A 12,018-nucleotide genomic window follows, 5' to 3' on the forward strand; every position below is an offset into this window, starting at 1 on the left:
AATAAAGAGAGATAGCAGGATTACTTGCTTCCGCAATAAATGGTGCATATTCCGAAACTGAGTTTTTTCAAATAAGTTTGGGTAAATCCTGCTTCATGCATAATATTTAAAAAATTCTGCCCTTCCGGAAAGGCTTGAACACTATCGTTCAGGTATTGGTAAGCATTTTTATTTTTAGCAAATAAGCCACCCACTCCAGGGGTAACTACATTGGTATAAAAGTCGCACAGTTTTCTGAACAATGGCTGACTCGGTCTTGAAAACTCCAGCACCACCAGTTTACCTCCTGGTTTTAGTACCCGGAACATTTCTGCCAAACCTTTATCCAGGTGTGCAAAGTTCCGAACACCAAAGGCCACGGTAATGGCATCGAAATGATTATCTGGAAAATGAATGGTTTCACTGTCGCCTGTTTGAAGCTCAATTGCCTCATTCAATCCGAGTTTGGTTAGTTTTTCTCTACCCAAAGCCAACATTCCTTCAGAAATATCTATGCCAATGATCTTTTTGGTCTTCAATATCCTGTGTGTCATAATGGCTACATCTCCTGTGCCCGTAGCCACATCCAGTACCAGTTGAGGTTGAACGGCTTTTAACTGCCTGATGGCTTTTTTTCGCCATTGTACATCAACCCCTGCTGTGAGGAAACGATTCAGAAAATCGTACCTGAAAGCAATACTGTTAAACATCTCCGCCACCTGTTCCTTTTTACCCTGACCACTCTCCGGGTTAGGAACCACTTCGTCGTGCGCAAATTGTGCCATATCGGCAAAGATATTGAATTCCGGCCTGAAGGTCAGTGTTTGTAGACTTATACCGCTCAAAACAGGGGTTAATGTTTCGCAAATATTCGCTGTTCTGGGTTAAATCAGCTTAGAGTACTGTCTAGGGAATAGGCTGCAAGCTACAAGCTTCAAGCTGCAAGCCTTGATTCGTGGTTATTTTAGGCTTTCTGCTAATGATGAAATAAATTGGAGGCAAGCGTATTATAAACATAAATCTTACAGGGAGAGGAAGTGCCTAATTAGTAGGCCTTCCCATTAAAACGAATAATTGCTGAAATCCTTAAACATGCACAAATCAAGGCTTGCAGCTTGAAGCTTGAAGCATGTAGCTAATCGCCCTTTTTAGCTGCCTTGCTTTCAAGCCCCCATATAGATACGTTAAAACCCATAACCGCGTATTATCTTCGTGGCTCATGAAAGCCAGAATTTATAAATCTACCGGTAGTTGGTATGTCGCCAGGGGGGAAGATGGTAAAACCTACCAGGCACGTATCAAAGGGGTTATGAAAATAGAGGGTATTACCTCTACCAATCCTATTGCGGTAGGTGATGAAGTGGAAATGGAGATCGAAGCTATTCAGGAAGAATCGGCAATCATCAGTGAGATTTATGACCGGAAAAATTATGTGGCAAGGGTGTCTCCCCATAATAAACACCAACATCATATAATAGCTTCTAATCTCGACCAGAGCCTGTTATTTGTTACCCTGAAAGATCCTAAAACATCACAGGGTTTTATGGATCGCTTTTTAATTTCTTGTGAAGCTTTTCATGTACCCGCCATCATAGTTTTCAATAAGGCGGATCTCTATAAAAAGAAAGAGTTAGAGAAATTTGAGCGGCTAAAAGAAATTTATGAAGCTATCGGTTATAGTGTTTTATTGTGCAGTGTGGCAGAACAAAGAGGATTGGAAGAAGTAAAAGCATTGTTACATAATAAGGTTTCCTTACTCAGTGGACATAGTGGCGTTGGTAAGTCTACGTTTATTAATGCGCTATTCCCTGAATTCAAACTACGCACACAGGAAGTAAGTGGATGGAGCGGAAAAGGATTACATACCACCACTTTCGCAGAAATGTTCGACCTGCCAGGTGGCGGACAAATAATTGATACCCCCGGTATTCGTGAGCTAGGTATTGTTGATGTAAGCAAAGAAGAACTCGCTCACTATTTCCCCGAAATGCGCGACCGCATACAAAACTGCCAGTTTAATAACTGCATGCACATTGAAGAACCCAACTGCGGCATCAAGAAGGCCGTAATAGATGGAATCATTTCCGAAGAAAGATATATCAGCTATCGTACTATTTTGGATACGATGGAGGAGGAATGGTGAGATGTGAATGGTGAATGGTGAATTGTGAGTAGTTTGGGTGAATAATTTTACTCACTATTCACTATTCACCATTCACAACCTCCTCAATACTCTTCAAAACAACCTCACAAACTTCTTCCAGTTCTTCCGTTGTAATGATTAATGGAGGTGCTATTCGCAGCCTGTCTGGGGCGAAGAGAAACCAGTCGGTTATTAAACCATTCTTTACACATTGATGAACAATTTTTTGATTCGTTTCAGCATCCTGAAATTGCAGCGACATCCATAGTCCATGTATTTTTTTATCCTTGATGGCAGGGTGATTGAGCTTCTTATTTAGTATTTCTGCCTTTTTTTCAACGGTATCAATCATACCACTGTTGGTTAATACTTCAAAAGCTGCTTTACCAGCCGCACATGATACGGGGTGACCACCAAAAGTGGTGATATGACCAAGCACAGGATCATAGGTTAGGGTTGACATTAATTTCCTGTCTGCAATAAATGCACCTAAGGGCATTCCACCACCTAGTGCCTTGCCTAACAATAAAATATCGGGAACAACATCAAATTGTTCAAATGCCCATAGCGTACCTGTTCTTCCAAAACCTGCCTGTATTTCATCGAATATGAGTAACACGCAATGCTCATTGCATTTTTGCCTGATTTTTTCCAGCCATTCTTTTCGTGGGGCAGTGATACCGCTTTCTGCCTGCACAGTTTCCATTACCACACAAGCCACCGTTGAATCGATCGCATCTATCACAAGATCATCGTCGTAATTATAATGATGTATATCGGGTAGCAAGGGTCTGAATGCATTTCGCCAATATTCACCACCCATGATACTTAATGCCCCTTGTGTACTGCCATGGTAGGCATTATTGAATGCAATGATTTTTGAACGACCTGTAATTCGTTTGGCTAATTTCATTGCACCTTCTGTTGCTTCGGCACCGCTGTTGGTGAAATAAACACAATTCAATAAAGTGGGTAAATGATCTATGAGTAGTTTAGCATATTGTACCTGCGGACTTTCTATAAATTCTCCATACACAATCAGATGCATATAAGTGGCGGCCTGTTCCTGTACAGCTTTTACTACAGCTGGATGACTATGACCGATATTACAAACACTGAAACCGGAGATAAGGTCCACATATTTTTTCCCCTCTGCATCCCATAAATGAATGCCTTCCGCTTTTGTCATTTCAATGCCAATAGGTGCTTGTGATGTTTGTGCAACATGCTGCAAAAAAACTTGTCTGTTAGAAATACCACTCATTTTACTAACTTTCATTAAAGTTCATTTATTACGCATTCGAAATTCGATATTTTATGCCAGTAATTCTCCCGGTTCTCGGTAAACATCCACAATTAGGTGAAAATTGTTTTATAGCGCCCAATGCCACTATAGTTGGCGACGTGGTAATGGGTAACGACTGCAGTATATGGTTCAATGCCGTGGTGAGAGGGGATGTTCACTATATAAAAATGGGTAATAAAGTGAATATCCAGGATGGAGCAGTCATTCATTGTACGTACCAGAAAAACCCAACCGAAATAGGTAACAATGTTTCTATCGGTCATAATGCACTGGTACATGGCTGTACTATACATGATAATGTATTAATCGGCATGGGTGCCATTGTAATGGATCGTTGTGTGGTTCATAGTAATTCTATCATAGCTGCGGGTGCCGTTGTATTGGAAGGAACGGTTGTAGAAGCAGGCTGTATTTATGCGGGAGTACCTGCTAAAAAAGTAAAAGATATATCACAGGAGCTGATCCATGGCGAAATAGATCGTATTTCGAATAATTATGTGATGTATGCTTCCTGGTTTAAGTAAGGAACTTTTGGTCCATAGATTATAGACTATGGACCATGGTCTATAATCTATGGAATGCTATTTGCAATCAACAAGGCCCCATTCTGCAGAAGCGGCTGTATAATTTTTCGTAAACCGGAATGATGTTTTTAATGTCGAACCTGCAAGCTTGCTGGTAGGCAGCTTCTTTCATATTCTCCATTTTTGTATCGTCCTGTAATAATTCAATCGCATATTGGCTCATGCTGGCAACATCACCTACATTGGCCATAAAACCGGTTTCACCCTGAATATTTATTTCACTTAAGCCACCTGCATTAGAACTGATGACTACCGATCTGGCGGCCATGGCTTCTAAGGCAGCCAATCCAAAACTTTCATATTCAGATGGTAACAGGAATACATCACTAACTGCCAGTATATCTTCCATTTGCTCCTGCTTACCCAGGAAACGCACATCGTCTTCTATGCCCAATTCACGACTCAGTTCTTCCATGCCTGGTCGTTCAGGTCCATCGCCAACCATTAGTAATTTAGCCGGCATGGCTTTTCTTACATTGGCAAAAATATGGATCACATCAACCACCCTTTTTACCTTCCTGAAATTGGATGCATGTATAAGTATTTTCTCCCCATTAGGAGCAACCACTTTACGAAATGCGTCAATGGGTTTTTTATTAAAACGACTAACATCCACAAAGTTGTGGATCACTTCAATCTCCTTTTGAATAGGGAAGAACTTAAATGTTTCTTCTCTTAAATTTTGCGATACAGCAGTAATCGCATCGCTTTCGTTTATTGAAAAAGTCACAACGGGTTCGTAAGTCTTATCCTTACCAACCAGTGTAATATCTGTTCCGTGTAATGTAGTAATAACCGGTACATTTCTATTTGCTTTCTGCTTAACTATCTGCTTGGCCATATATGCAGCAGAAGCATGTGGTATTGCATAGTGTACATGCAACAGATCTAAATCGTGGTTCATGATAACATCAACCATGGTGCTGGCAAGCGCCACTTCATATGGCGGATAATCAAAAAGCGGATAGGTAGGCACCCTTACTTCATGATAAAAAATATTGGCATTGAAAACATTCAGCCTTACCGGCTGCTGATAAGTAATAAAATGTACCTGATGCCCTTCATCCGCCAATGCTTTCCCTAACTCAGTGGCCAGTACCCCGCTACCACCAAATGTTGGGTAACAAACTATTCCGATACGCATGTTTCTATTTGTTTAATTTGGAAGCCTATTAGCTTATGGTTGATAGTCGATAGCCCATAGTCCATAGTCCATGGTCTATGGTCTATGGTCTATGGTCTATGGTCTATAGATCAAAGATCACAATCTTTCCCCTGCAATTAACAACAATTATCCCAATCCTGTTTTCCATTCATATAACTGGCGAAAACATGACAAATGATTAACTTTAGGCTTATGAAAAAATTGATACTCCTTTTATTACTCTCACCCATTGCCTTGCTGGCTCAGCAGGAAGACGCGGCAATGATCAAAAAAATATCGGATGAAATACTACGCAATGGAAAAGCGTATGATTTATTGTACCAGCTCACGAAACAGGTTGGCGGGCGTTTGGCTGGTTCCCCACAAATGTATAAAGCGGAAGCCTGGGGTGAAAAAGCCCTAAAAGAAATGGGGGCCGATAATGTGTATCTCCAGGAATGTATGGTACCCCGCTGGGTGCGTTATGGTAAAGAAGAAGCTACCATATTAAGCGCAGATGGTAAAACAATAAATAAAAAACTGGACGTACTTGCATTAGGTAATTCCCTGGGCAATGGAAAGCCCGTTACTGCAGAAGTTATTGCATTCAACAGCTTTGAGGAAATGGATAAACGTAAGTCGGAAGTGAAAGGTAAAATTGTCTATTTTAATCACTCATTTGACCCAACTAATATTAAACCATTCATATCCTACGGGCAAACTGGTGTTTCCCGCAGGGCAGGACCCAGCGCCGCTGCAAAATATGGTGCAGTTGCGGTTATGATCCGCTCCCTGACAGAATCAACGGCCAATGACCCGCATACAGGCAGTACAGTTTATAATGATTCATTTCCTAAAATACCAGCCATTGCCATGGGGCCAAGAGATGCAGATTATGTTTGGGTACTCTGCAAAAAATCTGTCGTAAAAGTTACGATGAAAACAAGTGCCAAATTTTTACCAGATACCATTGGGCATAACGTAATCGGTGAACTGAAAGGGAGTACTTATCCAGATGAAATCATCACTGTAGGAGGCCATTTAGACAGTTGGGATGTAAATGAAGGGGCGCATGATGATGGCGCTGGTGTAGTGCATACTATTGAAGTAATGCGCGCTTTAAAAGCTATAGGTTATACACCAAAAAGAACGATTCGCTTTGTATTGTTTGCAAATGAAGAAAATGGCATGCGAGGTGGTAATAAATACGCAGAAGTAGCAAAACAAAAAGGAGAAAAACACATTTTCGCCCTCGAAAGTGATGAAGGTGGATTTACACCAAGAGGTTTTGGTTTTACGGCAACCAAAGAGAAGCATGAGAAAGCACAACAGTGGTTATCATTGTTAAAACCATATGGCACCGAAGATATGTCGGGAAGTGGGGGTGGAGCAGATATTGGTCCACTGAACAGACTTTTCGGAACACCTATTGCAGGCTTTCTTCCCGACCCTCAGCGATATTTCGACTTACACCATGCACGTACAGATGTTTTTGAGAATGTAAATAAAAGAGAGTTGTTATTGGGTGCAGTGAATATGGCAGGGTTAATTTACCTTGTTGATAAATACGGTCTATAATATGAATAAACGTAAAATTATCTGGACCATCGTTACGGTCTTGCTTCTCGCCTTGGTAATCTTCATATACTGGCGCTATTATTTTATTTATGCGGAAGGTACCAAAGCTGGACAATTAAATACTTTTCAGAAAAAGGGAATATTATTTAAAACATGGGAAGGTAAAATCATTCAAAGTGGTTTCAGGGCTAATGTTCAGAGTAATGAATTTGATTTTAGTGTAACCAGTGAATCTGTTGCTGAAGAATTGCTAAGGTGTTCAGGTAAAGAAGTTGAACTGCATTATAAAAGATATATTGGCACTTTGCCATGGAGAGGCCTGGAAAGAAACATTGTGGATAGCGTTTATGAAGTAAGAGCTACATCAACAGAAAGTGTCATCACACCAAAATAACCTTTTAAGCGGATTGATTGGACACGGATTTTCATGATAAATCTTGAGAATCATGAAAATCTGCGTTCCATATTCCTCACCCTTTTCTCAAGTATGAATTTTACCGCAGAGAACGAGAGATAAAGGAGGTGGCGCAGGGTTTTTATTAGGTGGCATGGAGTAAGAATATTGCCAGACGTTTATGAATGTCTGGCAGTTGGTTTTTCCATTCCTTTATGGTTTTGGTTTGAATAGACTCGGCAGGAGCTGTAATATTCCTCACCCCATTTCTCAAGTATGAATTTTACCGCAGAGAACGAGAGATAAAGGAGGTAGCGCAGGGTTATTTATTAGGTAGCATGGAGTAAAAATATTGCCAACCGTTTATGAATGTCTGGCAGTTGGTTTTTCCATTCCTTTATGGTTTTGGTTTGAATAGACTCAGCAGGAGCTGTAATGTCTACCGCAATACAAAGCTTTGTTTCCTGACGACAATATTGAACCAAGTCCTTGATTAGTGGATTATTACGATAAGGAGTTTCTATAAAAATCTGTGTGCAGTTTCTTTTATGTGAATCAGTTTCCAGCTCTTTGATTTTTTTCTTTCTCTCTGCAGCATCAATGGGTAAATACCCGTGGAACTGAAAAGATTGTCCGTTCATACCACTGGCCATTAAAGCAAGAAGTATTGAACTAGGTCCTACAAGGGGTTTAACTGTTGCCCCGATTTGCTGGGCCGCCTCTACCAGTATTTGACCGGGATCAGCAATGCCAGGGCAACCAGCTTCACTTATGATGCCAATATTTTTTCCCGCCTTTAATAACTGGGTAAAGTTTGCTTTAACGGATGATTCAGCTTTGTGAATAACAAACCATTGGTAGTCATCAATGACCATTTCTTTCCATATTTTTTTCAGGAAACGACGTGCAGTTTTTTCTTGTTCAACAAAAAATACAGTGCAATCTTTTACTGCATTGAGTATATATGAAGGAATGGTTTCCAAAGCCTCCTCATGCAGTACAGTAGGTATCAGGTATACTTTTCCGGTCATGCCTTGTTTCTTTCATTGGCAGGGTAAGTACTCAGTGTGGCTGCTACAACTGCATAAGCAGGTGCTAATATCCATCCAACTACCGGAAGTATATGCATCATATAAAAAATTATGCCATTACCCAAAGCGAGCCCTTTATGATGACCAATATAATAAATACTTTCAGCAGGTGTTTTTTTCTGGCGTTCCATGGTATAGTCCAGCATAGAAAATCCATAATAATAACATTCTACCAAAATTGCCAGAATGGGTGTTAACCATCCGACTAATGGAATTAAACTTAACACTAGAATTGCCAGCACATAAACAGTTTGCCATACACTATTTCGTAAAGCAATGGAAATACCCCTCAGAATATCTTTCCCGAGCTGTTTAAAACTGAATGGGTATTCTTTTCCTTCAATAATTGCGGCAGTTTTTTCACTCAGGTAAGCAAATAAAGGCGACCCAAGAATTAGGAAAAGATATTTGAACAATGAAAAATACAAAAGCATTAATACAAGCCACATCAGGGTAGTACCGAATACAAAGAGAAAGCCGATAAAGCTGCTTGATAATTCATCGATCCATGTTCTCAGTCCTGTTTTTAGGGTCATCCATTCAATAAAATCAGCAGCAGTTTGCCCGAAATAATACATTCCGGTAATAAAAAGCAGGGTATATAAAATACCAGGTATTAAAATCCATTTCCATAGCTTATGACGCACAATAAAATGGTGTGCCTGAATGTAGGATTGTATGGCTATGATGAGTTCTTTGAGCAAAAGGAGTGGTTTTGATCCACTAAGTTAATGTATTCAGTATGTTTATCCAGTGAAAGCTTTAACAGAATACAGGCAGCAGCAATTAACGCAAGCATTTTACCGAAGCAATAATGTTTGTGCCATTGCAAGAGACCTGATTGGAAAAATACTGATTACCTGTTTTGATAACAAGGTTACTGGCGGACGTATAGTGGAAACAGAAGCGTATAATGGTATAGTTGACAAAGCCTCGCATGCTTATGGTGGAAGGTTTACTAATAGAACTGCTGTAATGTATCGGGAAGGCGGGCGAGCCTATGTTTACCTCTGTTATGGTATACACCACTTATTCAATGTAGTTACAGGCATAGAGGGCAATCCCCATGCGGTTTTGATAAGAGGCATTGAGCCCATAATAGGCATGCCTATTATGCTTGAAAGAATGAAAAAATTAAAACCAGACCCTTCGGTTGGCAGAGGACCAGGTAATGTTGCAAAAGCGCTGGGGCTAAGGGTGCCACATACCGGCATTGATTTATGTAGCACAGAGATATTTATTGCAGATGATGGCTATCGGGTTAAAAAAACTGCTATACTCGCCACACCCAGGATAGGGGTTGATTATGCTGCGGAAGATGCACTGCTACCCTATAGATACATTGTAAAAGGTCACCCACAGGTTACACCACATAAACTGAATAAAACAGGATAAAGCCGGCAGTATAAAATGACTAGAACTTTGGACAGTTAACAATCTTATCAGAAGAAGGTCTTCTTATATAGATCAACGATAACTCAATTCCACCGCGATTCATAGAGGCCGTTTTTAAAGAAGATGAATTATAATCATAACTAACCCCAAGTCTGAAATCGTCAAATTCAAGTCCTACGTAGGGTATAATTGCGTCCTTAAATCGCATCCAGGTACCTACATATAAACTGGTTGCTTTAATATCATCCGGATTGGTATTGAATTGAAGTGCGGCCCCCAGCATGGTTGATGATGTGCCACCCTGAAACATTTGCATACCGGTTAAATGCAGTGAAGTGGTTGTTCCTACCGGAAAATAAGTTCCTGCATGTACGGTAGTGCGGGTTGGTAGTATGTAGTTAGCTCCGGTAAACGATTGCTTAGGCCGGTTGAGGTGGTACATGCTGATGCCAAAGTAGAAGTTATTGCGCTCATTGGTGCTGCCATTGTACAATAATCCTGCATTCACATCAACATAACTGGCTTTTAATACACCAGAATTAAAGACTTCGGAAGTTACACCTGTAAAACCTGATGTAGTTAACTGATCCTGGAATTTCAGCATATTGGTATTGATCAGCATATTGGCATAAGTAACTTGAAAACCGGCACCTAACTGGTGAAAGCCGTCTTCATCCAGTCCTTTATGGTATGCAGTAGATATGGCCCCATAATTAAACTTAACTGCGCCATTGGCACTGTTATCTGTATAGCCCATAAATCCCAATCCCCAGGTATCATTACTGGAAATTTTGTCTTTCATGATTTGAAAGTCTGCAGAAGCAGTTGCTGTTGTGTAGGCTTTCTCAATACTGGGCCATTGGTTCCTGTAATTACCAGCTATTCTATAACTACCGAAAAATTTACCTGTAAAAGCCGGGTTGAGGGTAAGCGGAGAGGAGAAAAACTGTGAGAAATTAGGATCCTGTGCTGATGCATTTAATGATAACATCAGTAATAATCCCATGCAGCTTATTTGGTACAGCTTTTTCACTCGGCGTCGAATTTAAGATAATCTGGTTAAATCATATACGCGTGGCCGGAACATTAGGTTGTCCTTAACGCATAGGGTTGACCAGAAAAATGACAGGATCGCTGCTCGGGTCAGGATTGATTTTTAGTGCCGAAAGCAAGGTCTCCGGCATCTCCAAGTCCGGGTACTATATACCCTTTGGCAGTAAGTTCATCATCGATATCACCACACCAGATATGTATTTTATCGCCACATTCTCTGTGAATGAGTTCAATACCTACAGTACAGGCAATGGCCACCACAACATGAAACTCACTTGGAGTGCCCTCGTCTTTCATATATTGGATTGTTTTCACAATCGAAGCACCTGTTGCAAGCATTGGGTCGCTGATGATCACAATACGGTTATCAAGGGTTGGACAACTCATATATTCGAGGCTAATCTCAAAAGAGCCATCGCGATGGTGTTTTCTGTAGGCAGAGATAAATGCATTGTCTGCTTTGTCGAAATAATTCAGCATTCCATTATGCATGGGTAAACCTGCTCTTAGTATGGTAGCCAATACAGGTTGTTGCTCCAGCCGTTTACTCTCGTGGGTACCAAGTGGGGTAGGTACTTCTACAATTGTATGAGGTAAACGCTTGCTGATTTCATAAGCGGCAATTTCTCCGATACGTTCCAGGTTACGGCGAAAACGCATACGATCACCCTGGATATTTACATCTCGTAATTCAGATACCCAGTTGCTAACGAGGCTATGCTCCTGACTAAGGTTTACAATCATGGTTCAGATATATAGGTTGCTAAAGGCTTCAAAACTAAAATCTATCTGCTGGAATGAGAAATTTAAGTTTAAAGGCTGGGAATCATCGTCTCGCTGGAAATGTTCTCTCATAAGTTTTTAACGGAATAAAAACAGGGAATGGCTTATTTTGGAGGAAATTATAAGCCCTTATGCAAAAATACCTGGTGGTTTTGGTCGTATTGGCGCTGTTCGCAGCCTGTAAAAGCGACAAAAAAGAAAAAAACTTTGATAATAACAGCTATGAAACGGTAAAAGAAACACTGGCCGAAAAGGAAAAAAATAACCCGAAGCGTTTCCTGATGGTAAGTAATACAGATAGAAAAAACCTGATAGGACAAACTGTAGTCAAGGGTTCCATTTCAAATAAAGCAACCATTTGCTGGTATAAAGATGTTGAATTGAGACTATCCTTTTACAGTAAAACAGGTGTTAAACTCGATGAAGGGCTCGAAACCATCTATGAAAATATCGGTCCGGGAAAAACTATCAAATTCAAAACAAAATATTTCGCACCCAAGGGAACGGATAGTGTTGCCATCAGCATCAACAAAGCTTCCGGAGATATTTCCGCAGCAGAATAATTTTA

General features: G+C 40.5%; 13 protein-coding genes. 6 read left to right on the plus strand and 7 right to left on the minus strand.

The features are described from left to right. Positions 1-20: 20 nt before the first annotated feature. Positions 21-764, minus strand: coding sequence for a bifunctional demethylmenaquinone methyltransferase/2-methoxy-6-polyprenyl-1,4-benzoquinol methylase UbiE (gene ubiE / locus ACH30E_RS09125; RefSeq protein WP_294996413.1), 744 nt, complete (start codon positions 762-764; stop codon positions 21-23). 434 nt (positions 765-1,198) lie between these two features. Between ubiE and rsgA the strand changes: the two genes are divergently transcribed. After that, positions 1,199-2,122 (plus strand): ribosome small subunit-dependent GTPase A, encoded by a 924-nt coding sequence (gene rsgA, locus ACH30E_RS09130; RefSeq protein WP_490824551.1) that lies wholly within the window; start codon positions 1,199-1,201, stop codon positions 2,120-2,122. A 61-nt stretch (positions 2,123-2,183) separates the two neighbouring features. On the opposite strand, the gene ACH30E_RS09135 is transcribed toward rsgA, so the two are convergent. After that, entirely contained in the window at positions 2,184-3,401 is a 1,218-nt protein-coding gene (locus ACH30E_RS09135) for an aspartate aminotransferase family protein (protein ID WP_490824552.1), read from the minus strand. A gap of 38 nt (positions 3,402-3,439) precedes the next feature. On the opposite strand from ACH30E_RS09135, the gene ACH30E_RS09140 reads away from it, so the two are divergent. Then, a complete protein-coding gene (locus ACH30E_RS09140; protein ID WP_490824553.1) occupies positions 3,440-3,952 on the plus strand; it encodes a gamma carbonic anhydrase family protein in 513 nt (170 codons plus the stop codon). A gap of 67 nt (positions 3,953-4,019) precedes the next feature. Here the strand turns inward: ACH30E_RS09140 and bshA are convergent, their stop codons facing one another. Next, a complete protein-coding gene (gene bshA, locus ACH30E_RS09145; protein WP_294996423.1) occupies positions 4,020-5,156 on the minus strand; it encodes an N-acetyl-alpha-D-glucosaminyl L-malate synthase BshA in 1,137 nt (378 codons plus the stop codon). A gap of 213 nt (positions 5,157-5,369) precedes the next feature. Between bshA and ACH30E_RS09150 the strand changes: the two genes are divergently transcribed. Both ACH30E_RS09150 and ACH30E_RS09155 read left to right on the plus strand, forming a co-directional pair. Next, the gene (locus ACH30E_RS09150) at positions 5,370-6,734 is read left to right on the plus strand and encodes a M20/M25/M40 family metallo-hydrolase (RefSeq protein WP_490824555.1); all 1,365 of its coding nucleotides are present in this window, start codon (positions 5,370-5,372) and stop codon (positions 6,732-6,734) included. A gap of 1 nt (position 6,735) precedes the next feature. Then, on the plus strand, positions 6,736-7,128 hold the full coding sequence (locus ACH30E_RS09155) for a DUF8785 domain-containing protein (protein ID WP_490824556.1): 393 nt from the start codon (positions 6,736-6,738) through the stop codon (positions 7,126-7,128). A gap of 329 nt (positions 7,129-7,457) precedes the next feature. Here the strand turns inward: ACH30E_RS09155 and ACH30E_RS09160 are convergent, their stop codons facing one another. Then, positions 7,458-8,159 (minus strand): SAM-dependent methyltransferase, encoded by a 702-nt coding sequence (locus ACH30E_RS09160; protein WP_490824558.1) that lies wholly within the window; start codon positions 8,157-8,159, stop codon positions 7,458-7,460. Further along, positions 8,156-8,923 (minus strand): EI24 domain-containing protein, encoded by a 768-nt coding sequence (locus ACH30E_RS09165; protein WP_490824559.1) that lies wholly within the window; start codon positions 8,921-8,923, stop codon positions 8,156-8,158. Before ACH30E_RS09165 ends, ACH30E_RS09160 begins: the two co-directional genes overlap by 4 nt. Before the next feature lie 49 nt (positions 8,924-8,972). On the opposite strand from ACH30E_RS09165, the gene ACH30E_RS09170 reads away from it, so the two are divergent. Continuing rightward, complete coding sequence (locus tag ACH30E_RS09170) at positions 8,973-9,614, plus strand: DNA-3-methyladenine glycosylase (RefSeq protein WP_490824561.1); 642 nt, start codon at positions 8,973-8,975, stop codon at positions 9,612-9,614. Between the two features lie 19 nt (positions 9,615-9,633). Here the strand turns inward: ACH30E_RS09170 and ACH30E_RS09175 are convergent, their stop codons facing one another. Both ACH30E_RS09175 and upp read right to left on the minus strand, forming a co-directional pair. After that, positions 9,634-10,647 (minus strand): PorP/SprF family type IX secretion system membrane protein, encoded by a 1,014-nt coding sequence (locus ACH30E_RS09175; RefSeq protein WP_490824562.1) that lies wholly within the window; start codon positions 10,645-10,647, stop codon positions 9,634-9,636. A gap of 110 nt (positions 10,648-10,757) precedes the next feature. Beyond that, a complete protein-coding gene (upp, locus tag ACH30E_RS09180; protein ID WP_294996442.1) occupies positions 10,758-11,411 on the minus strand; it encodes a uracil phosphoribosyltransferase in 654 nt (217 codons plus the stop codon). Positions 11,412-11,581: 170 nt separating this feature from the next. Between upp and ACH30E_RS09185 the strand changes: the two genes are divergently transcribed. After that, on the plus strand, positions 11,582-12,013 hold the full coding sequence (locus tag ACH30E_RS09185; RefSeq protein WP_294996444.1) for a hypothetical protein: 432 nt from the start codon (positions 11,582-11,584) through the stop codon (positions 12,011-12,013). The last annotated feature ends 5 nt before the right edge of the window (positions 12,014-12,018 follow it).

It is taken from the genome of Sediminibacterium sp. FW305-C-61 (assembly GCF_058231065.1).

Excerpts from the sequence above, each read along its gene's own strand:
- ubiE (WP_294996413.1), bottom strand. The coding sequence starts at position 764 with ATGGCACAATTTGCGCACGACGAAGTGGTTCCTAACCCGGAGAGTGGT.
- ACH30E_RS09160 (WP_490824558.1), bottom strand. The coding sequence starts at position 8,159 with ATGACCGGAAAAGTATACCTGATACCTACTGTACTGCATGAGGAGGCT.
- rsgA (WP_490824551.1), top strand. The coding sequence starts at position 1,199 with ATGAAAGCCAGAATTTATAAATCTACCGGTAGTTGGTATGTCGCCAGG.
- ACH30E_RS09150 (WP_490824555.1), top strand. The coding sequence starts at position 5,370 with ATGAAAAAATTGATACTCCTTTTATTACTCTCACCCATTGCCTTGCTG.
- ACH30E_RS09140 (WP_490824553.1), top strand. The coding sequence starts at position 3,440 with ATGCCAGTAATTCTCCCGGTTCTCGGTAAACATCCACAATTAGGTGAA.
- ACH30E_RS09135 (WP_490824552.1), bottom strand. The coding sequence starts at position 3,401 with ATGAAAGTTAGTAAAATGAGTGGTATTTCTAACAGACAAGTTTTTTTG.
- ACH30E_RS09155 (WP_490824556.1), top strand. The coding sequence starts at position 6,736 with ATGAATAAACGTAAAATTATCTGGACCATCGTTACGGTCTTGCTTCTC.
- upp (WP_294996442.1), bottom strand. The coding sequence starts at position 11,411 with ATGATTGTAAACCTTAGTCAGGAGCATAGCCTCGTTAGCAACTGGGTA.
- ACH30E_RS09185 (WP_294996444.1), top strand. The coding sequence starts at position 11,582 with ATGCAAAAATACCTGGTGGTTTTGGTCGTATTGGCGCTGTTCGCAGCC.
- bshA (WP_294996423.1), bottom strand. The coding sequence starts at position 5,156 with ATGCGTATCGGAATAGTTTGTTACCCAACATTTGGTGGTAGCGGGGTA.